20 protein-coding genes are annotated in these 24631 nt (G+C 67.7%); 14 read left to right on the plus strand and 6 right to left on the minus strand.

Annotation, left to right across the window (positions count from 1 at the left end; all coding sequences use genetic code 11):
* The 7 genes from F9K34_RS07375 to F9K34_RS07405 all read left to right on the plus strand — a co-directional run.
* A partial coding sequence (locus F9K34_RS07375; RefSeq protein ID WP_291336269.1) for a PD-(D/E)XK nuclease family protein occupies window positions 1-776 on the plus strand: 776 nt, incomplete at its 5' end.
* On the plus strand, window positions 773-4141 hold the full coding sequence (gene addA / locus F9K34_RS07380; RefSeq protein WP_291336270.1) for a double-strand break repair helicase AddA: 3369 nt from the start codon (window positions 773-775) through the stop codon (window positions 4139-4141). The genes F9K34_RS07375 and addA, both read left to right, overlap by 4 nt.
* A gap of 57 nt (window positions 4142-4198) precedes the next feature.
* On the plus strand, window positions 4199-4519 hold the full coding sequence (gene trxA / locus F9K34_RS07385) for a thioredoxin (RefSeq protein WP_291336271.1): 321 nt from the start codon (window positions 4199-4201) through the stop codon (window positions 4517-4519).
* Between the two features lie 111 nt (window positions 4520-4630).
* Window positions 4631-5188, plus strand: a complete 558-nt coding sequence (hslV, locus tag F9K34_RS07390; protein ID WP_291336272.1) for an ATP-dependent protease subunit HslV — start codon at window positions 4631-4633, stop codon at window positions 5186-5188.
* A complete protein-coding gene (locus tag F9K34_RS07395) occupies window positions 5181-6272 on the plus strand; it encodes a hypothetical protein (protein ID WP_291336273.1) in 1092 nt (363 codons plus the stop codon). Before hslV ends, F9K34_RS07395 begins: the two co-directional genes overlap by 8 nt.
* Entirely contained in the window at window positions 6269-7567 is a 1299-nt protein-coding gene (gene hslU / locus F9K34_RS07400; protein ID WP_291336274.1) for an ATP-dependent protease ATPase subunit HslU, read from the plus strand. The genes F9K34_RS07395 and hslU overlap by 4 nt, the downstream gene beginning before the upstream one ends.
* A 60-nt stretch (window positions 7568-7627) precedes the next feature.
* Entirely contained in the window at window positions 7628-8749 is a 1122-nt protein-coding gene (locus F9K34_RS07405) for an alpha/beta hydrolase (protein WP_291336275.1), read from the plus strand.
* Here the strand turns inward: F9K34_RS07405 and F9K34_RS07410 are convergent.
* From F9K34_RS07410 to F9K34_RS07420, 3 genes are read right to left on the minus strand one after another with little or no spacing between them, the layout of a single operon-like run.
* Window positions 8746-9336 (minus strand): Smr/MutS family protein, encoded by a 591-nt coding sequence (locus tag F9K34_RS07410; RefSeq protein WP_291336276.1) that lies wholly within the window; start codon window positions 9334-9336, stop codon window positions 8746-8748. The two genes, F9K34_RS07405 and F9K34_RS07410, sit on opposite strands and share 4 nt — an antisense overlap.
* Window positions 9333-10247: a murein transglycosylase A gene (gene mltA, locus F9K34_RS07415; protein WP_291336277.1), complete on the minus strand. Its 915-nt coding sequence runs from the start codon at window positions 10245-10247 to the stop codon at window positions 9333-9335. The genes F9K34_RS07410 and mltA overlap by 4 nt, the downstream gene beginning before the upstream one ends.
* A gap of 3 nt (window positions 10248-10250) precedes the next feature.
* Window positions 10251-10907 (minus strand): Tim44/TimA family putative adaptor protein, encoded by a 657-nt coding sequence (locus F9K34_RS07420; protein WP_291336278.1) that lies wholly within the window; start codon window positions 10905-10907, stop codon window positions 10251-10253.
* Between the two features lie 117 nt (window positions 10908-11024).
* On the opposite strand from F9K34_RS07420, the gene F9K34_RS07425 reads away from it, so the two are divergent.
* From F9K34_RS07425 to F9K34_RS07445, 5 genes are all read left to right on the plus strand, one after another.
* On the plus strand, window positions 11025-11501 hold the full coding sequence (locus F9K34_RS07425; protein ID WP_291336279.1) for an FxsA family protein: 477 nt from the start codon (window positions 11025-11027) through the stop codon (window positions 11499-11501).
* Between the two features lie 59 nt (window positions 11502-11560).
* Window positions 11561-12070: a protein-export chaperone SecB gene (gene secB / locus F9K34_RS07430; RefSeq protein ID WP_291336280.1), complete on the plus strand. Its 510-nt coding sequence runs from the start codon at window positions 11561-11563 to the stop codon at window positions 12068-12070.
* A complete protein-coding gene (gene idi / locus F9K34_RS07435; protein WP_291336281.1) occupies window positions 12067-12597 on the plus strand; it encodes an isopentenyl-diphosphate Delta-isomerase in 531 nt (176 codons plus the stop codon). Before secB ends, idi begins: the two co-directional genes overlap by 4 nt.
* Before the next feature lie 209 nt (window positions 12598-12806).
* On the plus strand, window positions 12807-14576 hold the full coding sequence (locus tag F9K34_RS07440) for an autotransporter assembly complex protein TamA (RefSeq protein WP_291336282.1): 1770 nt from the start codon (window positions 12807-12809) through the stop codon (window positions 14574-14576).
* Window positions 14576-18115, plus strand: a complete 3540-nt coding sequence (locus F9K34_RS07445) for a translocation/assembly module TamB domain-containing protein (protein WP_291336283.1) — start codon at window positions 14576-14578, stop codon at window positions 18113-18115. Before F9K34_RS07440 ends, F9K34_RS07445 begins: the two co-directional genes overlap by 1 nt.
* Here the strand turns inward: F9K34_RS07445 and F9K34_RS07450 are convergent.
* Window positions 18109-18948, minus strand: coding sequence for a YihY/virulence factor BrkB family protein (locus tag F9K34_RS07450; protein WP_291336284.1), 840 nt, complete (start codon window positions 18946-18948; stop codon window positions 18109-18111). The two genes, F9K34_RS07445 and F9K34_RS07450, sit on opposite strands and share 7 nt — an antisense overlap.
* A gap of 150 nt (window positions 18949-19098) precedes the next feature.
* Between F9K34_RS07450 and F9K34_RS07455 the strand changes: the two genes are divergently transcribed.
* The gene (locus F9K34_RS07455; RefSeq protein WP_291336285.1) at window positions 19099-20412 is read left to right on the plus strand and encodes a cytochrome-c peroxidase; all 1314 of its coding nucleotides are present in this window, start codon (window positions 19099-19101) and stop codon (window positions 20410-20412) included.
* On the opposite strand, the gene F9K34_RS07460 is transcribed toward F9K34_RS07455, so the two are convergent.
* Window positions 20409-21932 carry a CRTAC1 family protein gene (locus F9K34_RS07460; RefSeq protein ID WP_291336286.1) on the minus strand — a complete coding sequence of 508 codons (1524 nt, stop codon included), beginning with the start codon at window positions 21930-21932 and terminating at the stop codon, window positions 20409-20411. The two genes, F9K34_RS07455 and F9K34_RS07460, sit on opposite strands and share 4 nt — an antisense overlap.
* Window positions 21929-23215: an ROK family transcriptional regulator gene (locus tag F9K34_RS07465; protein ID WP_291336287.1), complete on the minus strand. Its 1287-nt coding sequence runs from the start codon at window positions 23213-23215 to the stop codon at window positions 21929-21931. The genes F9K34_RS07460 and F9K34_RS07465 overlap by 4 nt, the downstream gene beginning before the upstream one ends.
* A 208-nt stretch (window positions 23216-23423) precedes the next feature.
* Between F9K34_RS07465 and F9K34_RS07470 the strand changes: the two genes are divergently transcribed.
* Window positions 23424-24446: a substrate-binding domain-containing protein gene (locus F9K34_RS07470; RefSeq protein ID WP_291336288.1), complete on the plus strand. Its 1023-nt coding sequence runs from the start codon at window positions 23424-23426 to the stop codon at window positions 24444-24446.
* The last annotated feature ends 185 nt before the right edge of the window (window positions 24447-24631 follow it).

Below are 24631 nucleotides of genomic sequence, written 5' to 3' on the forward strand. Positions count from 1 at the left end.
ACCCCTATACCATCTACGCCCGGCACATCCTGCGTCTCTATCCACTCGACCCCCTGAACGGCCGGGCCGATGCCGGAATGCGGGGCGAGAGCCTTCACGACATCGTCGAGCGCTTCGTCCGGGAACGCCCGGCCGGTGAAACCGCTGCCGAGGCCGGGGCGCGTCTTCTCGCGGTGGCCGACGCGGTTCTCGCCGATCAGGTGCCCTGGCCCAGCGCCCAAAGGCTCTGGCACATGCGAATCGCGCGCATTGCACCCGTCTTCGTGGCAGCGGAATCCCTGAGGGCCGCCAGAGGAGAGCCGGCGATCATCGAAGAGAAGGGCTCCGTCCGGCTTGAGGACCTCGATTTCACCCTGACGGCGCGGCCCGACCGGATCGACCTCCTGCGCGACGGTCGCGTCCACATCTATGACTACAAGTCCGGCACGCCGCCCAGTGCCAAGCAGCAGCGAACTTTTGACAAGCAGCTTCTTCTAGAGGCGGCCATGGCCGAGCGTGGCGCCTTTGCCACCCTCGGGCCACGCCAGGTCGAGGGCGCGACTTACATCCAGCTTGGCGGCGAAGGAAAGGAGGCCGCCGTGGCGGTCGACGGAGACATTCTTTCGGACACCTGGGCGTCGCTCCACCGGCTGATCGCGAACTTTGGGCGCCGCACGACAGGGTACACGTCGCGCCGAGCCGTGTTCGGCGCCCTGTCCGACGGAGACTACGACCATCTGGCCCGCTTCGGCGAATGGGAGATGGCCTCCCCCTCGATCGCGGAGGACGTGGGATGAGGCGTGACGATGCGAGCGAACGGCAGGTGCAGGCGGCCGACCCTTCGAACTCGACATGGCTCTCGGCCAATGCCGGATCGGGCAAGACCAAGGTCCTGACCGATCGGGTGGCGCGGCTTCTCCTTGGCGGGACGGAGCCGCAGCACATCCTTTGCCTCACCTACACCACGGCCGCCGCGAGCGAGATGCAGAACCGCCTGTTCCGAAGGCTGGGCGCCTGGGCAATGTTGTCCGAAGGGGAACTGCGGGCGGAGCTTGCCGCCCTCGGGCTCGACGGGCCCGTCGACCGGGAGGCGCTGGCGCGTGCCCGCAGACTCTTTGCCCGCGCCATCGAGACGCCGGGCGGATTGAAGATCCAGACGATCCATTCCTTCTGCGCGGGCCTCCTTCGGCGGTTTCCGCTCGAGGCCCGGGTGTCCCCCGGCTTTTCCGAACTCGACGACCGCGCGGCCCGCCTCCTGCGTGAGGAGATTGCCGAGGAGATGGCTTCGGGCGGCGATCTGGCCGCATTCGATGCCGGTGCCAAACTTCTCTCGGGCGAGGATCTTGGCGCGTTTCTCTCCGATATCTGCCAGAACAGAGCCTGTTTTGACCCAAGTCTCGGCCGTGACGACATCCTTGCCGGCTTCGGCCTTCGCGCCGGCTTCCAAGAGGACGCTCTCGTCGACGCGGCGCTCGCTGCCGGCGACGTCGAGGCATTGGGCCAACTGGTTCCCATCCTCAACCGCGGCAAGACAAGCGATGTGAAGCTGGCCTCCGGGATCGAGGCTGCACTGCGGGGACCGGGCGGCGCGGCTTTCCTCGCGGCGCTGGAAGGGCTGTTCCTCTACGGAGCGAAGGCCGCGAATCCCTACGGCCCAAAGATCGGCGCATTGCCGACGAAAGAAGTCCGCGACGGCCCCGCAGCCCCTCTCATGCCGCAGATCGACGGGCTGATGACCCGGCTCGCCGACGGGCGCGAACGACGCCTCGCGCTGCTTGCGGCCGAGAGGACATTCGCGCTCCATCGCTTCGCCGCAGCCTTCCTGCCGCGCTACGAGGCGCGCAAGGCGCGTGCCGGCTTGCTGGACTTTGACGATCTCATCACGCGGTCCGCGTCGCTCCTGTCGGACCGTGCAGTTGCGTCCTGGGTGCTCTTCCGCCTTGACGGCGGGATCGACCACATCCTCGTGGACGAGGCACAGGACACAAGCCCCGGCCAGTGGCAGGTGATCGAGCGCCTTGCCGAGGAGTTCACGTCCGGCGAGGGCGCGCGGAGGGTCGAGCGGACGATCTTCGTCGTCGGCGACAAGAAGCAGTCGATCTACTCCTTCCAGGGCGCCGACCTTGCCACCTTCGATGCCATGCGCGACCACTTCGCGGCGAAGTATGCGCAGATCGACCGCGCGGTGGTGACGCTGGACCTGGAACATTCGTTCCGGTCCTCGGACGCGATCCTGCGGGTCGTCGACCTGACATTCGACGACAGGGTGAACCGGGGGCTCGGCGGCAGCCCGAGGCACATCGCGTTCCATGCCGACCGGCCGGGGCGGGTCGACGTCTGGCCGCTGGTGCCGAAGGCAGAGGAGCCGGAGCCGGAGAACTGGTACGACCCGGTCGATCTCCTGCCGGAAGACCACCACAACGTCGTTCTCGCCCGCCGGATCGCCGGGGAAATCTGGCGCATGATCGACGAGGGCGTGGCGATCCCGACGAAGGATGACCCGCGCGCCGTGGACGAAGGCGATTTTCTCATCCTCGTGCAGCGGCGGTCGGACCTGTTTCACGAGATCATCCGTGCCTGCAAGGCGGCGGGGCTCAGGATCGCGGGTGCGGATCGGCTGAGGATCGGCGGCGAACTGGCGGTCAAGGACCTCACCGCCCTCCTGCGGTTCCTTGCCACGCCGGAAGACGACCTTTCGCTCGCTGCCGCGTTGCGCTCGCCCCTCTTCGGCTGGAGCGAGGGGGCGCTCTATGACCTTGCCCAGCCGCGCCCGGAAAAAAGCTACCTCTGGAGCGCGCTTCGGGGCGAAGCCGAGCGCCACCCGGCGACTTCGGAGATGCTGCACGACCTGCGGAATGCCGCCGACTTCCTCCGGCCCTTCGAACTCCTCGAAAGGATCCTCACGCGGCACGGCGGACGCGAGCGGCTTGTCGCCCGGCTCGGACCGGAGGCCGAGGAGGGGATCGACGCGCTCCTCAACGAAGCGCTGGGCTACGAGAGCGCTTCGGTGCCGAGCCTCACCGGCTTCCTTGGATGGCTCGATGCCGAGGAGGTGGAGATCAAGCGGCGTCTCGACACCGCATCCCGGGCGATCCGGGTGATGACGGTCCACGGCGCCAAGGGGCTCGAATCACCCATCGTCATCCTGCCCGACACCGCCAAGCGCCGAAACGACTTGCGTGATTCCATCCTCGACGCGCATGGACGCGCGCTGTGGAAGACGCCTTCCGACGAGAGTCCGGCGCTGATCGCCGCTGAACGGGCGGCGCGGCTGGAACGTCAGCGGGACGAGAGGATGCGGCTTCTCTACGTCGCCATGACGCGGGCGGAAAGCTGGCTCATCGTCTGTGGTGCCGGAGATGCGGGCACCGAGACGGAAAGCTGGCACAGGCTCGTGGCAGACGGGATCGAGAAGGCCGGTGCGGTGGACCTGGTCCTCGATGCCGGTGTCGGCCGACGGCACGAGAGCGGCCTATGGCCGGCAAACCATCCGGTTCGTGCGGGTGAGGGGCCGTTCGGCGAGGCGACGCCCCCGTGGGTCCGTGAACAGCCCCCCGCACCGGTACGATCCCCGGCAGCCCTTTCGCCCTCGACGCTGGGCGGCGCCAAGGCCCTTCCGGGCGAGGGAGCCCGGGACGAAGACGAAGCCATGCGGCGCGGGACCTGGCTTCACCGGCTTCTCGAACATCTGCCGTCGTGGCCCGAAGAACACTGGCCCGAACTTTCGGCGACCTTGCTTTCGGAGGGGCCGGAGGCGGCGAATCCGGCTGAAACAGAGACGATTCTGGCCGAGGCGCGCCGCGTCCTCTCGGCGCCCGACATGACCGCGATTCTCGGCCCCGGGGCCCTGACGGAGGTCGAGATCACCGCGCCCGTACCGGCGCTGGGCGGCCGGGTCCTGCATGGCACGATCGACCGACTAGTGGTCTCCGACGGACGCGCGCTCGCGGTGGACTACAAGTCCAATGCCGTCGTCCCCGAGCGGCCCGAGGACGTGCCTGACGGGCTCCTGCGCCAGATGGGCGCCTATGCCGCGATGCTCGAGCAGGTCTATCCAGGCCGCCGGATCGAAATCGCGATCCTCTGGACGCAGACCGGCAGGCTCATGCCGCTTCCTCCCGAGATCGTGAGGGAGGCACTCGCGACAACCACCATCCCTTGACGCATCCGGGGACCGTCCATACCTTCTGGGCAACCATTCCCGCTCTGGAGAGATTCCATGTCTACCGTCGCCGTCACCGACGCCAACTTCGATGCCGAAGTGCGCAATTCCACGATTCCCGTCGTCGTCGATTTCTGGGCGGAGTGGTGCGGCCCCTGCAAGCAGATCGGCCCGGCGCTCGAGGAGCTGTCCGAGCATTACGCTGGCAAGGTAAAGATCGCCAAGGTCAACGTGGACGAGAACCCCGACCTGCCGATGCAGTTCGGCGTGCGCGGCATTCCGGCGCTGTTCATGTTCAAGGGCGGGCAGGTCGTCTCCAACAAGGTCGGCGCCGCGCCGAAGGCCGCACTGCAGAACTGGATCGAGTCGGCGATCTGAGCCGATCCCCGGACCGAAACGACAGGGGGCGCCTTCGGGCGCCCTTTTGCTTGCGTGGTTGCGGGCGGGGCGGGCGACGGCCATATAGGGCCGTGAAACACGGGGGAACCGATGGCGAATGACACGTTTCCGGGCTGGCACGGCACGACGATCCTCGGTGTGCGCCGCGGGGGCGAGGTCGTGGTTGCGGGCGACGGGCAGGTGAGCCTCGGCCAGACTGTGATCAAGGGAACCGCGCGCAAGGTCCGCCGGCTTTCGCCCGGCGGCCGCGACGTAGTCGTCGGCTTTGCAGGCTCCACGGCGGACGCCTTCACCCTCCTGGAGCGGCTCGAGAAGAAGCTGGAGGCCGCGCCGGGGCAGCTCATGCGCGCCTGCGTGGAACTGGCGAAGGATTGGCGAACCGACAAGTATCTCCAGAAGCTCGAGGCGATGCTGATCGTCACTGACGGCACGACACTTCTGGTCGTGACCGGTGCGGGCGACGTGCTGGAGCCGGAGCATGACGTGGCCGCGATCGGATCGGGCGGCAACTTCGCACTTGCCGCCGCGCGCGGGCTGATGGAGACGGGCCTTTCGGCCGAGGAGATCGCCCGGAAGGCGATGGCCATCGCCGCCGACATCTGCGTCTACACCAACGGCAACCTGACGGTGGAGACGATCCGTGGCTGAGGAGCCGCCGATCTTCGGCCCGGCGGACCTGCGCGCAGCCGTTGCCGCCGGTGTGGTGACGGAGGCGCAGGCTGCGGCGCTGACGGCTCTCGCCCACGACCGGGCGGGAAAACGTGGCGCGCTGCCGGTCGAGGACGAACCCTTCGAGTTCTTCCGGGGCTTCGCCGAGATCTTCATCGCGACCGGCCTCGCCATCCTTCTCGGTGGTCTCGCGCTCCTCTTGACCGTGCTCGGCGGCGTGACGATCCTGATCCTCGTCCCCGCGATCATTGCCGCAGTGGCCTGGGCGATGGCCGGATACTTCACGCTGAAGCGGCGGATGAACCTGCCGTCGATGGTCCTCGTCAGCGCCTATTCCGCCGGAATCTACGTCTCGCTCCTGACGTTTCTCGGCCAGATCGACCTCGGGCTCAGGGGTGTGGCCTTCACCTCGGCGGCGCTGACGGCGGCGGCGGTTCTTGCCTGGTTCCGCCGTTTCCGCCTGCCTTTCTCGATGTTCGTCTTCGGTCTCTTTGCGCTGCTTGCGACCTACGCGCTCTTCACCCGCTACAACCCCGGCGGCACGGTCCACGACCTGGAGGGATGGGTACGCAGCTTCGTCCCCCGCGCCAATCTCACGCTCGCCTCGCTGGTCTTCGGGATCGGTGCCTTCGCCGGTGCGATGTGGTTCGACCTCAAGGACCCGCACAGGATCGGGCGACATTCGGCGACGGCTTTCTGGCTGCACCTTCTGGCGGGCGCGGCCCTGGTCAACTCCATCGCCGGCAACATCTGGGGCGCGGGGGGATCGGCCGCGATCCTCCCGACCACGTTCGCGCTTCTGATCTTCGCGCTCGTCGCGCTGATCATCGACCGCCGGTCCATCCTGACCGCGGGCATCGCCTATGTCGGCGCGGTGATCTACTGGGCCGTCACCGGCGACGGGGCGGCCGACGCGATGGACTGGGCCAGGATCCTCATCATCCTCGGCGCGTTCTTCACCATCCTCGGCACCTGGTGGGTGCCGCTGCGCGCTGCCATCATGCGGTTGCTGCCCGCTTTCCCCGGCAAGGACCGGCTGCCACCCTATTCGGAGTTGAAATGACCAACCTTACCCCGCGCGAGATCGTGTCCGAGCTCGACCGTTTCATCATCGGCCAGAAGGATGCCAAGCGCGCGGTCGCGGTCGCGCTCAGGAACCGCTGGCGCCGGAAGCAGCTTGTCGATGACCTGCGGGAAGAGGTCTATCCCAAGAACATCCTGATGATCGGCCCCACGGGCGTCGGCAAGACCGAGATCTCGCGCCGTCTGGCCAAACTCGCCAAGGCGCCGTTCCTGAAGGTCGAGGCGACGAAGTTCACCGAGGTGGGCTATGTCGGCCGCGATGTGGAGCAGATCGTCCGCGACCTGACGGACGCCGCGATGATCGAGACCCGCGAACGGATGCGCGAAGAGGTGAAAGCGCGCGCCCACAAGGCCGCCGAAGACCGGGTGATCGAGGCCATCGCCGGCGCGGACGCCCGCGAGCAGACGCGCGAGATGTTCCGCAACCGGCTGAAGAAGGGCGAACTGGACGGGACGATGATCGAACTGGAGGTGGCCGAGGCCGCGCCGCAGATGCCGTTCGAGCTTCCCGGCCAGCCAGGCATGGGGGTGATGAACCTCGGCGACCTCTTCGGCAAAGCCTTCGGCGGGCGGCGGGTGCGCAAGCGGATGGCCGTGGCGGAGAGCTATGAAGTGCTGATCCAGGAAGAGGCCGACAAGCTGCTGGACGACGAGGCGGTGAAGGCCGCCGCGCTGGAGGCGGTGCAGGAAAACGGGATCGTCTTCATCGACGAGATAGACAAGGTCTGCGCCCGCGCCGAAACGCGCGGAGCCGATGTCAGCCGCGAGGGCGTCCAGCGCGACCTCTTGCCCCTGATCGAGGGGACCACGGTTTCGACGAAATACGGGCCGGTCAAGACCGACCACATCCTCTTCATCGCCTCCGGCGCCTTCCACATCGCCAAACCCTCGGACCTTCTGCCTGAACTGCAGGGCCGCCTGCCGATCCGGGTCGAGCTTCGCGCCCTGACGGAAGCGGATTTCGTGCGCATCCTGACCGAGACGGACAATGCTCTGACCCGGCAATACGCCGCGCTGATGGCAACCGAGGAAGTGTCGGTCAGCTTCACCGATGACGGCATCGCCGCACTCGCGCGCATCGCCGCGGAGGTGAACCGCAGCATCGAGAACATCGGCGCGCGCAGGCTCTACACCGTCATGGAGCGGGTCTTCGAGGAGCTTTCCTTCACCGCCCCGGACCGCGCGGGCGAGGCGGTGACGGTCGATGCAGGTTTCGTCGAGACGAACCTCGGCGATCTTGCCCGGTCGGCCGACCTCAGCCGCTACGTCCTGTGATCCGCTGGCACGACCGTCAGGGTTGCGCTAAGCAGGGCGCAACGGGACAGTGCGATTGTGATGCGGCGGACCATCGGCATAGCGGCGATCTTCCTCGGCCTCGCGGCCTGCGAGCCGCGGGGCGAGATCCGGATCGACCCGGCGGCGGCCGCGGTCGGCACCGTCGAGACGGTGTTCATCGGCACGACGCGCGGCGAGGTGCCCGGGACGGCAGTGGAATACGGCCGGGCGCGGAGCGAGGTCACGCGGTTCGCGCGGATCGACGTCTCGGTCCCTCCGGATCGCGAGCCGGGCGAGATTCGCTTCACCCCGCCTAGGCGCAAGCCAGACCCGCTGACCGACTTCGTCGCCACGAAAGAGGTCGACTATCCCGAACCGCGCGCCTTCCGCGACGATCTTGCGGGTGCGCTTGCCCGCGAAAAGCGCGGCCAACGCGAAGCGGTGATCTTCGTCCACGGCTTCAACACGACCTTTGCCGAAGGCGCCTACCGGCTGGCCCAGCTCGGGCACGACCTCGATCTGAGCGGTGTGCTCGTCCATTATTCCTGGCCTTCGCGCGCGCACGCGCTCGGTTACGTGTATGATCGCGACAGCGCGCTCTTTTCCCGCGACGGGCTCGAGGTCCTGCTCAGGCAGGTCGAAGCGGCGGGGGCGGAACGGGTGTTGATCGTCGCCCATTCGATGGGCGCCGCGCTGACCATGGAGACCCTGAGGCAGATCGCCATCGATGAGGACCGGACGATCCTGGACCGGATCGGGGCGGTCGTGCTGATCTCGCCCGATATTGACGTCGACGTGTTCCGGGCGCAAGCGCGGCGGGTCGGGCCGCTTGCCAACCCGATCATCATCTTCACCTCGCGCAGGGACCGCGCATTGGCGCTTTCGGCAGGGCTGACGGGGCAGGCCGACCGGCTCGGCAACGTGACGGACGTCGCCGAGTTGGGCGATCTCAACGTCACGCTGCTGGATACCACGGCCTTCTCGATCGGCGCGGGCCATTTCAATGTCGGCAATTCGCCTGCGCTTCTTGCGCTTCTCGGCCGGATCGGTGACGTGGATTCGGTGCTTGCGGCCGAACAGGCGGCGCGGACCGGCCTGCTGCCCGGCGCGGTGCTGACCGTGCAGGGCGCCACGCAGATCGTGCTGTCCCCCGTGGCGGCAATTTCAGGCATGCAACCCTAGCGCGGCCGGCGCAGGTAGACATAGTAGGCGCCCATGCCGCCATGCTTCAGATGTGCCGGGGTTACCTGCTGAACGACGGTGCCAAGCGGTGGCTGCGTCAACCAGTGCGGCACCTGATGGCGGAGAACGCCCACGCGCTGCGGAATCTGTCCGTGATCATCGACCCGCTTGCCCTTGCCCGTGATGACGAGAACCAGGCGCTTGCCGGCACTATGTGCCTGCAGCACGAAGCGGATCAGTTCCGGATGCGCCTCTGCCAGGGTCATACCGTGCAGGTCGATGCGCCCTTCGGGCGTGAGCTTCCCGCGCGTGAGGTCGCGGTGGGCGCGCCGGTCCATGCGTACCGTCTGTGACGCCAGCCGCTCCTCGATCGTCGGGGCGAGGTCGTGCATGGCGGTCAGCGGCCGGGCCAGGTCCCCGATGTGGAATTCCGCCGGAGTGGGCCTCGCCGTCACCGGTTTCGCCTTCGCCACGGGGTCTGCGGACATGGAGGCGACGCGCCGCGGCCGCATGGGCTTTGCCGTCCCGGCAACCCGGTCCCAGAGCGCGCGCTCCTCGTCGCTGAGCCTCCGGCCGCGGCGGCTCATGGCGCGATCCGTCCCGCCAGCGCATGGGGCAGCAGCGTGACGAGCCGGCCCCCAAGCCGCAGAGCCCCGGCCCGCTGCCCGGCCGCATCCCCGCTGCCGCAGAAGATGTCGCCACGTTGGGGACCGCGGATCGCGCTGCCGGTGTCCTGCGCGATCACCAACGCCCGGATGCCCTCGGCGTCCACCCAGACCGGTGCGCCAAGGGGGATGTGGTCCGGATCGACCGCCAGGCTTCGCAACGCCGTCACCGACCGGCCCATGGCGCCAAGGGGGCCGTGCGCCTCCGGCAGGTCCAGGGAGCGGAAGAAGACGTACGACGCGTTATGGTTCAGTAGGTCCGCAACCGCTTCCGGGTGGTCCGCACACCATGCGCGGATCGCCTGTGCCGAGATCGCCGACTCCGCGACTTCGCCGCTTCGGACGAGTTCCGCGCCCACCGAGCGATAGGGGTGTCCGTTCTTTCCGGCGAAGCCGAAGCGACGCACGGTCCCGTCCGCCAGGCGGACGCGGACCGAGCCCTGGACCTGCGCCAGAAAGGCTTCCACCGCACTCGAGAGCCAGACAAGCTCGAGCCCGGCGAGACGGTCGGCCGCGACGATCTCGGCCCGGCTGAACCACGGGCCGTCACCGATCCCCTCCGGTCGCGCGTGAATCGGATGGCGGAAGTCGTCGGTGCGGCCAAGCGCGCCCGGAACCTCCGGCTCGTAATACCCCGTCAGAAGTGCCGGCGGATCGCCAATGAGGACCGGCGTGAAATTGCCCTCGAAGAACTCGCGCGGGGCCGTCGCGCCCGCACGCGGCCAGTCATCGTCAAGCAGATCGACGGTCGCCGCATAGGCCGCGAAAGCAGCCGCGTGATCATCCGCGGCCCAGCCGGGCAGCGCGTCGAACGCCAGCCGCCGGGGCGCCACGGATCAAGCGCCGGTCGCGACGAGCTGCCAGTTCGGGTCGTTCGACCCCATCCTGCGGGCAAAGGTCCAGACGTCGCGCTGGCGCCGGACTTCCTTCGGGTCGCCCTCGACCACGTCGCCGGAAGCGTTGCGGGCAACCGAAGTCAGTTCGCTGGCGAAGCGCACCGTCAGTTCGGCCTCGCCGCTGGCGCGGTCGAACTCGGCATCCTGGAGCGACACCTCGCGGATACCCAGGAATTCCGCCGTCACGTTCAGGCCCCGCGCGGCGCGCTGGTCAACGACCTCGGCGAAGGCGTCGTGGACGTCTTCCGAAAGAAAGGACTTCACCTTTGCGAGATCGCCCTTCTCGAAGGCCATCAGGATCATCTCGTAGGCACCGCGCGCACCGGCGAGGAAGTCGGAGACCGAGAAACTCGGCTCTGCCTGCTTCATGGCCGCAAGCGCCCGCGCGGCATCGCTGCCGTCGGGGACATGATCGGTGATGTCGCGGTCGGGACCGCCCTCGATAACCTCGAAACGGCCCTTCCGGTCGTCGGGAAGCCGCGCGGGCGCCGGCGGCTTTTCGAAGCCTTCCCGGCTGCCGAGGACATTTCGCAGCCGCAGGATGAGGAAGATCGCGATCGCCGCAAGGACGAGAAGCTGGATGACGGCGCTGTTCATCGGCAATTGCCCTTGCTTCCACGCGGAGTGCGCGGCGGGGTTGGTATCCTGGTCACTTCCCACTTATGTAAGCGACGGGTGGGGTCAAGTCCACATCGGCCCCGGAAAGGATATCTCATGTGGCTGCTCATCGCGTTCATTGCGGTGCCGCTGATCGAGATCGGCCTCTTCATCAAGGTCGGCGGTCTCATCGGCCTCTGGCCGACACTGGCGATCGTGCTCCTGACCGCGATCGCGGGAACCTGGCTCGTGAGACGGCAGGGGTCGCTGGCGCTCGCCGAGCTGCGGGGCTCTCTGAACGAGTTGCGCGATCCGACGGAGCCGATCGCGCACGGGGCGCTGATCCTCTTTGCCGGGGCGCTCTTGCTGACGCCGGGCTTCTTCACCGACACGATGGGCATCCTCCTGTTGATCCCACCGGTCCGGTCAGCCGTCTTGCGTTATCTCGCGTCGCGCGTGCGGGTCGAACGGTTCAGCGTGGGCGGGATGCCGCCCCGGCGCGAACCCTGGCGGCCCGACGTGATCGACGGCGAATACCACGAGGTGGGCACCGACGACCGGCCGCGCGGCGCTTCCGGCTGGACACGCCATTGAGGCGGCGGCACCAAGGTGCTACACCCCCGCCCGACCAGACTTCGTTGGGAGAGTGAGAGATGGCCGACAACGGCAACGGGAACAACGGCGCCGCGCAGCCGGAGGCGCCGCAGGTCAGGATGCAGGTGCTCGGCCAGTACGTGCGCGACCTTTCATTCGAGAACATCGTTGCGCAAAAGGGCATCACCAACGCCGAGGTGCAGCCCGATATCCAGGTGCAGGTCAGCCTCGACGCGCGCAAGCGGGCGGTGGACCACCAGTACGAGGTCGTCAGCAAGTTCAAGGTGACGTCCAAGAACAAGGCCGACCAGGCGCCGCTCTTCCTGCTCGAACTCGACTACGGGGCGATCTTCCACATCGAGGGTGTGCCGGAAGAGCAACTTCACCCGTTCCTCCTGATCGAATGCCCGCGGATGGTGTTCCCCTTCATCCGCCGCATCATCTCGGACGTGACACGTGACGGGGGCTTCCCGCCGCTGAACATCGACACCGTCGATTACCTCGGCCTCTACCGTCAGGAGCTGTCCCGACGCGCCCAGGCTCAGGCCCCTGCGCAGCAGGTGTCGTGACCGCCCCCGCCGATCTCATCCCGACCTGGGTCGACGGGCGGCTCGTGCCCTTCGACAAGCTGGCGGCCCACCGCGAGGGGCGTCGCCACAGGGCGGTTTCGGTCTTCCTGCTGGCGGACGGCCGGGTGCTGATCCAGCGTCGGGCAATGGGCAAGTACCATACGCCCGGGCTCTGGGCGAACACCTGCTGCACGCATCCGCATTGGGGCGAGGCGACGGTCGATTGCGCCGTCCGCCGGCTGCGCGAAGAACTCGGCATCGAGGGCGTGACGCCCGTCTTCGCCGAGGAGGTCGAATACCGCGCCGACGTGGGTGGCGGCATGATCGAACACGAGGTGGTGGATATCTATACCGCGACGGCGCCGGCCGGCCTTCCGGTCGCGCCTGACCCGACCGAGGTCATGGAGGTGCGCTGGATCGCGCTCTCCGATCTGGAGGCCGAGATTGCGGCCGGGCCCGAGCGGTTCACGCCATGGCTCAGGATCTACCTTTCGGATCACCGTCACCGGATCTTCCGCGCCGCATGATGCCGGGAGGCTGGACGGGCAGTCTCCAACAGCCGGGCCAGCGAGACGCCGCGCCGCGGGCCGGATGGCGCCCAACGAAAGCTCAACCTCTGGCATTCGCACGCATAGAATGCGAGGCTTGTTTCGTGGATCACGAGTTCGGGGGCTGATCGTTGCGACGCGCAGGATGGTGGCGAAGTCTCGCGGCCGTTACGGCTGTCGCCGGAGCCGTGGCAGCCGTGCCCTCCCGCCCTGCAGGGGCGCTTGACCGCGTCGAGCTGACGGTTCCGGGCGCGGATCGCGCACTTCTGGACCGGCTGCGCGCCGCGTCTCTCGTCCTGGCTGCTGAACGCGAGAACACGACCGACAGCCAGACGGTCTTCGCGGCCGCGCGCGCGGACTATGCAAGGTTGATCGGCGCGCTCTATGCCGAGGGTTACTACTCGGGCGTGATCCGGATCCGGATCGACGGACGCGAGGCGGCGGAGATCGCCCCGCTCGACACGCCCGGGAGCATCGGCGTGGTCTCGATCGAAGTGACGCCCGGCCCGATCTTTCGCTTCGAAAAGGCGCGGATGAAGCCCTACGCGCGTGGAACGCGGCTTCCGCCCGCCTATGGCGACACCAAGCCCGCCTATTCCACCGCCATCGTCGATGCGGCCGACGCCGGCGTCGAGGGGTGGCGCGCGATCGGTCATGCCAAGGCCCGCGTCATGGGCCAGTCCATCGTGGCCGACCATGGCGCCGCCACCATCGCCTCCGAAATCCTGCTCGCGCCCGGCCCGCAGCTCCGCTTCGGCCAGCTGCGCGTATCGGGCTACGAGAGGATGCGACTCGAGCGCATCCTCAAGATCGCCGGTTTTCCGGCCGGCGAGACCTTCGATCCCGCGAAGCTCGACAAGGTTGCCACGCGCCTGCGCCGGGCTGGGGTATTCCGCACCGTGGCGGTGACGGAGGCCGAGACGATCGGCCACGGCGACACGCTCGACGTGGAACTTGTGCTCGACGAGGAGAAGCTCCGCCGGTTCGGCTTCGGCGCCGAGGTCTCCAACAGCGAGGGCCTCAACCTGTCGGGATACTGGCTCCACCGGAACCTCTTTGGCGGGGCGGAGCGCCTGCGGGTCGATGGCGCGTTCGAACGGATCGGCGGACAGAGCGGCTCCATCGACTATTCGCTCGGCGTGCGGATCGACCGGCCGGCGACGCCGGTGACCGATGCGACCGCCTTTGTCGAGGCGCGCGCCTCGCGCGAAGATGTGCTGGATCAGACCGTCGAACGCGTCGCGCTCGCTTTCGGTCTCTCTCGGGAGTTCGGGGATCACGTTTCGGCACAGGCCGGAATCGGATACCTCGCGGAACGCGTTTCCGACGTCGGGGGATCAACCGACTACCGGGTGCTGACGGTTCCCGTCGCGCTCACGTGGGACAGCCGTGACAACCTCCTCGACGCCCACCGGGGCTTCTATCTCAGGACCGACCTCACGCCCTTCCTGGGCTATGCCTCCGCGGGCAGCGGCGCGCAGGTCAAGGCCGACGCGCGCCTGTATCGCGCCTTTGGCGCCGATGACCGTTTCGTCCTTGCGGGCCGGTTCCAGCTCGGCACAAACATCGGGCCGAGGCTGCCAGAAACGCCGGCGAGCTTCCGGTTCTGGTCCGGCGGCGGCGGGACAGTGCGCGGACAGCCCTACCAGTCGCTTGGCGTGCCGCTGGCACGGTCGGCTTTGCTCTCGGTCCAGACGGGCGGCATGAGTTTCGCCGCGGCCTCGGCCGAGTTGCGCGCGGCGATCACCGACCGGATCGGCGCCGCCGCATTCTACGATGCGGGGTTTGTCGGGATCGACGAGCTTTTCGGCGGCACGGGGCAATGGCATGCCGGAGCCGGCATCGGCCTGCGCTACAACACCGGGATCGGACCGATTCGCGTCGATGTCGCCGTGCCGGTGTCCGGACCGACCGGCGACGGTGTCCAGATCTATGTCGGCATCGGGCAGGCGTTCTGATGCGGCGTCTCCTCCTCTCCCTGGCGATCTGCCTCTTGCCCCTTGCCGCGTCATCGCAGGAGGACGCGGCGGCAACCGAGCGTGACCGCGACTTCCTGACCGCCTACCTCGAGGACAACCTGTCGTCGCTCGGCCGCATCGTGCGGATCGAAGGGTTCCGTGGCGCGCTGTCGTCCCGCGCGACCTTCGATGAACTGACCATCGCCGATGACGAGGGGGTATGGATCACCGTCCGCAACGGCGCGATCGGCTGGAAGCGCTCCGCGCTGCTTGCCGGTCGGGTCGAGATCAGCGAGATGAGTGCGGCAGAGATCGACTTGCCACGTGCCCCCGGGTCCGCCGGCCCCAGCGCGGAGGCGTCCGGCTTCAGCTTGCCGGAGCTTCCGGTGTCGGTGGACATCGGAACACTGCGCGCCGATCGCATGGTGCTGGGAGAAGCGCTGTTCGGCAGGAGAGCCGTGGTGAGGCTCAACGGGACGATGCACCTCGAAGGGGGGGAAGGAACCGCCGAGGTTTCGGTCGAGCGCACTGACGGCCCTCGTGGGACGCTTTCCCTCACGGGGCGCTATGCCAACGAGACGCGGGAAGCGACCCTCGATCTGCTGGTCGCAGAGGGCGCCGATGGGATCGCGGCCAATCTGCTCGGCTTGCCGGGCCGCCCCTCCATCGAGCTCGCGGTGCATGGCGATGGGGTTATCGACAATTTCGCGACCGATGTGTCGCTGTCGACCGACGGCATTCGGCGCCTCACGGGGAAGGTCACGCTGCTGACGAGGGACGCACCGGGACCGACGCCGGAACGGCGGTTCGCGGCCGACATCGCCGGTGACATCGCGCCCCTGCTCCTTCCCGACTATCAGGAGTTCTTCGGACGGAACGTGGCCCTTCAGGCCGAGGGGCGGCGTCTGCCATCGGGCCAGCTCGATCTCACACGGCTGGTTGTCGAGGCCAGGCGGCTTGACCTCTCCGGAAGGCTCAGCGTCGCACCCGACGGCATACCGTTGCAGGCCGCGCTCACCGTGCGGCTCGGGCTTGGGTCCGGAGGCGATACGCTTCTGCCCCTGCCGGGCCCGCGCACCTTCGTGCGATCAGGCGAACTCAGGCTGCGCTACGACCATGCAAAGGCCGAAGGCTGGACACTCGCCGGGACGCTGCGCGGCTTCCGGCGCGATGGCCTGGCGATTGCAGGCGTGACGCTCGGCGGTTCCGGGCGTATCGGACGGGCCGGGGTCACAGGGTCGCGTGCGGGCGGCACCGTCACCTTCGCCGCAACCGGAATCGCGCCCGCCAGTCCTGCGCTTGCCGCAGCCATCGGGCCGGACCTTTCGGGACGGACGGTCTTTTCCTGGCTGGAGGGCGAGCCCCTGCGGCTTCCGTCGTTTGGCGTCACCGGGCAGGGTTACGGGGCGACCGGACAGGCCGAAGTGACCGCTTCCGACGGCGATACCCTCGTTCGGGGCAAGGTCACGGCGCAGGTGGCCGATCTCGACCGCTTCTCGGCCCTCGCAGGATGGCCGCTCGGCGGTTCCGGTGCGCTGTCGTTTCTCGGCTCGGGTGGCGTCCTGTCAGGCCGTTTCGACGTCGAGGGCAACGTCAACGGGTCGGGCCTCGCCGTTGGCGTGCCGGAACTCGACCGCTTGCTCTCCGGCGAGAGTCAGGTCGCCGTCTCGGCCTCCCGTGACGAGACCGGCATCACCCTGCGCCGCCTCGACGTGACGGCCTCGACCTTCTCGGCGCGCGCGTCCGGGCGGTTGGCAACCGGCGCCTCGGACCTTCGGGCCGAGCTCGATTTCTCGGACCTCTCGGCTCTTGGGCCATCCTACCTAGGCACGCTGAAGGGCGAGGCGCGCCTGGCCGAGACGGAAGGCGTACGGCGCATGACGCTAGACGCGTCCGGCGATCGGCTGGGGGTCGGTCAGGCGGAGATCGACCGTTTGCTATCCGGCCCCGCGACGCTGCGGCTCGTCGTCAACGAGCACGCCGGGAGGATGAGGCTAGACGCGCTGAACCTCAAGAATCCACAGGTGACCGTGGCGGCCGAGGGGGTGATCGATGGAGACTCCCGGCGGATCGATCTTTCCTCCCGGCTTGCCGACTTTGCGCTTCTCGTACCCGGATTTCCGGGACCGCTGACGGCAGACGGCACGGTTACAGAAACGGCGGCGGGTTACTCGGTCGATCTGGCGGGTGAGGGTCCGGGCGCCACGAATGCCCGGGTGACGGGGACAATCTCCTCCGATTTCGCTAAGGCCAAACTCGCCCTCGCGGGCGGCGGCCAATCGGCGATCATCAACCCGTTCATCGAACCGCGCAACGTTACCGGGCCGGTCACCTTCGACCTGAGACTTGACGGGCCGCCGCGTCTCTCCTCGCTCTCCGGCCGGGTGGCGCTTGGCGGCGGGCGGCTCGTTGCGCCGACCTTCGGGATCGAACTCGAGAGCCTGTCCCTGTCCGCGGATCTCGCCGCAGGTGCGGCGGCGCTCTCCGGCACCTCCGCGGTGCGGGGCGGTGGCGAGGTGACGCTGTCGGGGTCGGTCGCACTCGGCCGGCCCTATCCCGGCGACCTGGGGATCCGGCTTGCGGCGGCGCGACTCCGCGATCCAGAACTGTTCGACACGACGGTAAGCGGAACCGTGAGGGTCAGCGGCCCGCTCCTCGACGGAGCGACGATCTCGGGTGGCGTCACTCTTGGCCGGACCGAAGTGCGGGTACCGTCCACGGGCCTCGGCGCGGACCCGCTCCTGCGCGATGTCGTGCATGTTCGCGAGCCGGCCGACGTGTACCTGACGCGCGCAAGGGCCGGCCTGACGGAACCGGAGGGGGACGCGGCCCGACGCGCGTCGTCCTATCCGCTCGACCTCACCATCACCGCGCCCGAGCGGATCTTCGTGCGCGGCCGGGGGCTTGACGCGGAGATGGGCGGGTCGCTGAGACTGACGGGGATAACCTCCGATGTGGTGCCGTCGGGCCGGTTCAGCCTGATCCGCGGACGGCTCGACCTCCTGGCGAAGCGCTTTACCATCGACGAGGGAATGATCGAGCTTCAGGGCGCGCTGACGCCCTACATCCGGTTCGCGGCGAAAAGCCAGGCCGACGGGGTCACCGCGACCATCGTGATCGAGGGGGAGGCCACCGCGCCGGAAATCCGTTTCGTTTCCTCTCCGGAGCTTCCCGAGGAGGAAGTCATCGCGCGCCTCCTCTTCGGCCGCGGACTGAACAACCTGTCGCCGTTTCAGGCCGCGCAGCTCGCGTCGGCCGTGGCGGAGCTTGCCGGGCAGGGCGGCGAGGGGATCGTCTCCAAGCTGCGCAGTTCCTTCGGACTCGACGATCTCGACGTCATGACGGACGAGGACGGGTCGGCGGCGGTGCGAGCCGGGAAGTACCTGTCGGAGAAGGTCTATACCGACGTCACCCTTGGCGCCGAGGGCAAGACCGAGATCAACCTAAATCTCGACGTCCGACCCGGCGTGACGGCACGCGGGACGATCGGGTCTGATGGCTCGACCGGTATCGGCATCTACTACGAGCGGGACTACTGAGCGCGCCGGAGCCGCGCGCGCTCCTCGTTCAGCACGGCGCCGAAGAGGATGATATAGGCCGAAATGTAGAGCCACATGAGCAGGGCGATGACCGCCCCGATGGAGCCATAGATGCGATTGTATGCGCCGAAATAGGCGAGATAGACCGAGAAGGCGATGGAAGCCGCGACCCAGAGCAGCGCCGCGACGAATGCCCCGGGCGAGATCCAGGAGTGGCGGTGGCTGCGGCTCTCGGACGTCGGTCCCCAGCGATAGAAAAGACCGAGGACGACGAAGAGGACGGCGAACATCACCACCCAGGGAAGGTAGAAGAGAACGAACGATCCCAGATGGTCGACGTGGAGGAAGTTGAGCGCCACCGGCACGGTCACAACGACGACGAGCGCGGACAGAACAAGCGCGACGACCGCTCCGGTGAGCACGACGGACCAGAGGAGCCGGAAGAGGCCGGGGCGGTGAGCCCGGTCATGCATCGCGTTCAGCCCGCTCACAAGCGCGGCGACGGCGCTGTGGACGGAGTAGATGGCCACCGCAAAGGAGAGCGCCGTGGTCCAGCCGAGCGTCCGGCTGTTTGCTGCCAGAAGCGCGTCGAGCTGGGATTCGAGCACGCCGAAAGCGGCGTCAGGGATCACGCCATGGATCTGGCCGAGGTAGTCCCGCATGACGATCGGGTCGGCGAAGAAGCCCCAGATCGCGATGGTCGCCGCCATGCCGGGGAAGATCGCGAACATCGCATAGAAGGCGACGCCCGCCGAGAGGAGGCCCATGTGCCGCTCGTCCATCGCGTTCCAGACGGCGCCGGCGAGCTTCAGGAAGTCGGTTGCCCAGGCCAAACGGAGGGACTCCCTTGGATTGATGGTGTCATGTTCGCGCGCCGCAATACCGCATGCAACGGGTTGACGGCGGATTGCGCACGCCCGTGGCGGTCGGACGTTCCCACAACGCGTTTCGAGCGCTATCACTGACCTGTGGGAGGATTCGCCTTGCGGTACATTGTACTGCTCACCCTTTGGGCAGCCACTTCGGCGGGAGCGGAAGTTCCGGCCGCGATCACCGACGCAGACTATGGCCCGGTCTCCATGGACGAAGCGCGGCTCGGGCGGCTGCTCTTCTATGACCCTATCCTCTCGGGCAACCGCAACATCTCGTGCGCGACCTGTCACCACCCGCGCTTCGCGACCTCGGACGGGCTCTCGCTTGGCCTCGGTGAGGGCGGTATCGGGCTCGGGCCCGAGCGCAAGCCAGATCCGGCGAACCTGCCGGAGCAGCGCATTCCCCGCAACGCACCGGCGCTTTTCAATCTCGGGGCACACGAGTTCACCGTCATGTTCCACGACGGGCGCATCGAGGTCGACCCGTCCCGCCCGTCGGGGCTTAGGACACCACTCGAGGATGAAATGGTGGCCGGCTTCGCCTCCATCCTCTCGGCCCAGACGATGTTCCCGGTGCTTTCGCCGGACGAGATGGCTGGGCACTACCAGGAGAACGACGTTTCGACGGCCGTGCGCGAGGGCATCATCACGCCGCCCGGCGGCGCATGGGACATCCTTTCGAAACGCGTGGCGGCCATTCCGGCCTATCGGGACATGTTTTCGGCCGCCTATCCGGAAATCGCTGGCGGCCGCCCGGTCGGATTCACCGACATCTCGAATGCGATCGCAGCCTTCGTTGCCTTCGAATGGCGGTCCGACAACTCTCCCTTCGACGTGATGCAACGCGGCGGTGGAACCCTGGCCCCCGAGGCACAGGCGGGGATGGACTTGTTCTTCGGCAAGGCGGCCTGTTCCGGCTGCCATTCGGGCAAGTTTCAGACCGATCACGGCTTCCACGCGATGGGCGAGCCGCAGCTTGGACCCGGCAAGGCCGAGCGGTTCGAGCGGCATTCTCGGGACGTCGGCAGGATGCGGGTCACCAACCGGCCCGAGGATGCCTTCGCCTTCCGCACCCCGTCGCTGCGCAACGTCACCGCCACGGGGCCTTGGGGCCATGCCGGCGCATGGTCCGATCTCGCAGCGTTTCTGCACCACCACGCGGATCCGTCGGTCGGGCTATCGGGCTACGACCGCGCGCTTGCACTACTTCCGGCCATCGACCTTGCCAAATCCGACTGGGCGATCCTCGACGCGCCTGACGAAGTGCATGCGATCGAGGCGGCCGCGCCGCCGGGCAGACCGTTGTCGCAGGTCGAGGTGCGACAGCTGATCGCCTTTCTCGACTCACTGCGTGACCGGGCGGCCATAGACGGCCGGCTTGGCGTGCCCGAGGCCGTGCCGAGCGGGCTCCCGGTGGAGCGCTAAAGTCCGAGCCGCAGCGACAGCCCGTCGGGCCGGACCTCCGTCACCCGGTCCACGGGCACCGGCGTCCAGTTCGATGCCGTGCCGTCGGGCCAGATGACGCGAACCTCAGGCTCCGTCTCGGTTCCAAGGCCGAAGTGGAGCGGACCAGACTGGCCGCCGGCATGCCCCCCGCCCACCGTCACCTCGCGCGCCGTCACCTTGCCACCCGCGCGGACTTCAACCCAGGCGCCGACCGCGCGGCTGTTGCCGTCCATGCGCGGCTCTATCCCGGCCCAATGGCCGGTCTGCGGCGTCAGGTTCTGCCAGAGTTCGAGGGGCGCGCGGCGGTTCACCACCACGAGGTCGAGCCGCCCGTCGCCGTCGAAATCCGCAAGCGCCGCGCCGCGGGATCGTTCGGTCGTGGCAATCCCGGCCACGTCGGCCTTCTCGACTAACTTTCCGTTCGGCTGCTGCATCAGAAGGTTGTTCGGGTCGTGGATCGCGTTCGACGGCATCTGATCGACGTTCCCCTTGGCGATGAAGAGGTCGGGCCGTCCGTCGTTGTCCACGTCCGCGAACTCGGCGTGCCATCCGGTGGAAGGCCGGCCATCGTCGCCGATGAACGGGCGCTGCGCGTAGGTGCCGAGCTCATAAGGCGCATCGGAGAAGCCTGTTCCCGTGTTGAACTGGAGCAGCTGGTCGCCCATCGAGGTCATCATCACTTCGGGCAGCCCGTCACCATTCAGGTCCTGGCTGGCGATCCCCATCCCCCAGAGCGAGACGCGTGGCCAGTCCTGTGTCCGCTCGGCAAGCGGGTTGAGGCGGAACATCTGTTCGTAGCCGCCGCGGACGTAATAGTGACGGTCGTTGGAAACGCGCAGTTCCGGCTGACCCGAGCGGCGCCAATCCGTGATCAGCATGGAGAGCGTGCAGAAGCCGGGCGCGATCGTCTCGGGCGTGCCGTAGACCCATCCCGAGGGCCTATAGAGGTCCGATGTGTCGCAGGCTTCGAACGGGCCTTTGGGGTTGGTTCGGTCCACATAGTGTCCGAAAGCCAGCGTCGGAAAGCCTTGCCCTTTCTCCCAGACGGCGGAAAAGGCGGTCGTCCAGGCATCGCGGGGGTGGAATCCCCATGCAGCCGAAGCGTCGTTGAAGCTGCAGCCGGGGCCGCCACGGAGCAGCATGTCGCGCCCGACCCGCAGTATCGCCAGGTCGATCGCACCGTCGCCGTCGATGTCGAGCGGATAGGCCCCGGTCACACCCGTGATCGGCGGCAGGTCTCCCAGCGCAAACGTGAGCGGAGAAGCCGCGACTTCCGTGGTGTTCACGAACAGGCGCGCGGGGCTCGTACCGCCAGCCACGAAGATCTCCGGCCGGGCGTCGCCGTTGCAGTCGAATACGGCGACACCGCCGCCGACAAAATGCTCCCAACCGCCTTCATAGACATGTGCGACCGGAAGGTTGCCCGCGCGATCGACAAAAAGCGGGTCTGCCCCGGCCGGCGACGCTGCAATCGTGGCGAGGAGAAGGATCGGTCTCATTGGGCGGCGATTTCCCGCGCGGGGCTCAGCAGCTGTTCTGTCACCTGCGACAGCGCCAGCGCCGCCGCGCCGTGGGCCCAGAGCAGATCGCCCCAGGCGTGGATCTCGATTCGCGGTGCCGGCCGCCCGGTGTTGAGTGCCAGCGCCTTGATCTCGCCCAGCGTCTCGTTGGCATAGAGGTAGTCATACCGCATCCGCTCACCCGAGAGGATGATCAGCTCGGGGTCGAAGAGGTTCACCACGTTCGCCAGACCCAGCGCCAGGTAGCGTCCCGCCCTGTGGAAGATTGACCGTGCCGCGGCATTGCCGGCCTTGGCGTGATCATAGAGGCTTTCAAGAAGAATGTTGACCGACTGCGTCTCGCGGCTGGTCAGATTCAGCGCCGTGGTCGCCTCGCGCACCAGCGCGTAGTCCGCGACATAGGCCTCAAGACAGCCGCGCTGGCCACACCGGCAGAGAGCGCCGTCGAGCTGGACCTTCGTGTGACCGAGCTCCATGCCGAGTCCCTGGCCGCCGCGATAGATGCGATGGTTCATCACAAAGCCCATGCCGACCCCGTGCTCGATGGTGAGCACCGCGAAATCCGACAGGCTGCGGCCGGCACCGAACCACAACTCGGCGAGCGTCACGAGGTTCGCGTCGTTGTCCACGTGAACCGGCCGGCCGAGCCTCGCGCTCGCGGCAGCAGCAAGCGGTGCATGGCGGCTCGCGATGACGGGAGACCAGTGGACGATGCCCTTTGCGGAATCGACGAACCCCGGCACGCCAAGACCAATGGCGCTGAGCCGTGACGGAGAGATCGCGGCCTTCTCGCAAAGCCGGGCCACAAGCGTCGCGGTCGCCGCAACAAGGTCGGCGAGTTCCATCGCGCCCGGCTGGCGCGCGATGGCCTCGTCGGCGATGAGGTTACCGGCAAAGTCCACGATCACCGCCGTATGCTCGCGATCGGACAGCTTGACCCCGGCGACCAGCCTCGCGTCGGCCCGGACGCCCAGCGCGACGGCCGGGCGTCCGCGTGTGCCGTCCGCCGCGTCGCGCTGCGTCGACACTTCTTCGAGCAGCCCCATCTCGATCAGTTCCGACGTCAGGGTCGTGACCGAAGCCGGGCTGACCCCGAGTTCCTTTGCCACCTGGACGCGCGGCATGTAGCCGGCGGCCCGAACCCTTTCGAAAATCTGCTGGCGGAGCGGGCGCGCGGACTCGGTAAGCGAGGGGATGAGGGGCCCGCACCCTTGCGTCCGCGCCTCAATCCGCCGCGCCGCCCGCGCCTCCCGGTCCTTCATTTCTTAGTCCACCTAATTAAAGGCGCGCAGGTTCGTCCCTGATGCGTCGGGATTTCTGCGTTGCAGCGCCCGTTTTCGCATCATTCTTGCGCAACGGTAGTCTGCAACCTGACTTTTAATTTGACAAGTGAAATTATTAGAGTCAACTATCTCCGAGTATCGGCGAATCCGTCGATCCGGGCGGCATGCCCACCAACGGGAGGAACTTATGCACAAGTCCATTCTGGCGGCCGTCGCCCTGGCGGCCGGTTTCGCTGCAAACTCGGCCTGGGCGCAGACGGTCGGCGTAAGCTGGTCCAACTTCCAGGAGGAACGCTGGAAAACCGACGAGGCCGCCATCAAGGCCGCGCTCGAGGCCGCCGGCGCCACCTATGTTTCGGCGGACGCCCAAGGCTCCGCCGCCAAGCAGCTGACGGATGTCGAAGCGCTCATTGCCCAGGGGGCCGAGGCGCTGATCATCCTCGCCATGGACAAGGACGCGATCGGCCCGGCGGTCGACAAGGCTGCGGCGGAAGGCATTCCGGTAATCGGCTATGACCGCCTGATCGAGGACAATCGCGCCTTCTACCTGACCTTCGACAACAAGGGTGTCGGGACCATCATCGCCGATACGGTGAAGGCTGCCCAGCCCGAAGGCAACTACGCGATCATCAAGGGCGACCCGGGCGACCCGAATGCCGATTTCCTGCGCGAGGGCATGGAAGAGGTGATCGGCGCCGATGTCGCGGCCGGAAAGATCAAGATCGTCTGCGAGACCTATACGGATGGCTGGAAGCCCGAGAACGCCCAGGCGAACATGGAGCAGTGCCTGACCGCCAACAACAATGCCATTGACGCCGTTCTCGCCGAGAACGACGGCATGGCCGGCGGGGTGATCGCGGCGCTGCAGGCCCAGGGCCTCACCGTTCCGGTCGGCGGCCAAGACGGCGACCTCGCGGCGCTGAACCGCGTGGCCCGCGGCTCTCAGATTGTTTCCGTCTGGAAAGACAGCCGTGCGCTCGGCAAGGCCGCCGGCGAGATCGCCGTCGCGCTCGCCAAGGGCACGGCGATGGATGCGGTCGAGGGCGCACAGAAATGGTCCGGCGGGGAAAAAGGCGTCGAGATGAGCGCGATCTTCCTCACCCCGACGCCGATCACGAAGGAAACGCTGAACCTCGTCATCGACGCGGGCCATATTTCGAAGGGCCAGGCCTGCGAAGGCGCGGCCGCCGACGTGGCCGCCTGCCAGTGACCTGACTCCGTCGACCGGCGCCGGGAACTCTGGCGCCGGTCACCTCCGGCGAGCGCCAGCGGGCGCTCCCTGAATGTGGTCGGCCGGCCCCTGTCGCGCCTGACCACACAAGCACCGACCCCCTTCAACGTGCGGGTGCGCCATGACGCAAACAACTTCCCAAGTCTCCGCCGGCAGTCCCACGG

It is taken from the genome of Albidovulum sp., from assembly GCF_008933605.1.
Lineage (GTDB): Bacteria > Pseudomonadota > Alphaproteobacteria > Rhodobacterales > Rhodobacteraceae > Albidovulum.

Excerpts from the sequence above, each read along its gene's own strand:
- F9K34_RS07425 (WP_291336279.1), top strand. The coding sequence starts at position 11,025 with ATGTGGCTGCTCATCGCGTTCATTGCGGTGCCGCTGATCGAGATCGGC.
- addA (WP_291336270.1), top strand. The coding sequence starts at position 773 with ATGAGGCGTGACGATGCGAGCGAACGGCAGGTGCAGGCGGCCGACCCT.
- F9K34_RS07445 (WP_291336283.1), top strand. The coding sequence starts at position 14,576 with ATGCGGCGTCTCCTCCTCTCCCTGGCGATCTGCCTCTTGCCCCTTGCC.
- secB (WP_291336280.1), top strand. The coding sequence starts at position 11,561 with ATGGCCGACAACGGCAACGGGAACAACGGCGCCGCGCAGCCGGAGGCG.
- hslV (WP_291336272.1), top strand. The coding sequence starts at position 4,631 with ATGGCGAATGACACGTTTCCGGGCTGGCACGGCACGACGATCCTCGGT.
- F9K34_RS07405 (WP_291336275.1), top strand. The coding sequence starts at position 7,628 with ATGCGGCGGACCATCGGCATAGCGGCGATCTTCCTCGGCCTCGCGGCC.
- F9K34_RS07465 (WP_291336287.1), bottom strand. The coding sequence starts at position 23,215 with ATGAAGGACCGGGAGGCGCGGGCGGCGCGGCGGATTGAGGCGCGGACG.
- trxA (WP_291336271.1), top strand. The coding sequence starts at position 4,199 with ATGTCTACCGTCGCCGTCACCGACGCCAACTTCGATGCCGAAGTGCGC.
- F9K34_RS07420 (WP_291336278.1), bottom strand. The coding sequence starts at position 10,907 with ATGAACAGCGCCGTCATCCAGCTTCTCGTCCTTGCGGCGATCGCGATC.
- F9K34_RS07410 (WP_291336276.1), bottom strand. The coding sequence starts at position 9,336 with ATGAGCCGCCGCGGCCGGAGGCTCAGCGACGAGGAGCGCGCGCTCTGG.
- F9K34_RS07470 (WP_291336288.1), top strand. The coding sequence starts at position 23,424 with ATGCACAAGTCCATTCTGGCGGCCGTCGCCCTGGCGGCCGGTTTCGCT.
- hslU (WP_291336274.1), top strand. The coding sequence starts at position 6,269 with ATGACCAACCTTACCCCGCGCGAGATCGTGTCCGAGCTCGACCGTTTC.
- F9K34_RS07460 (WP_291336286.1), bottom strand. The coding sequence starts at position 21,932 with ATGAGACCGATCCTTCTCCTCGCCACGATTGCAGCGTCGCCGGCCGGG.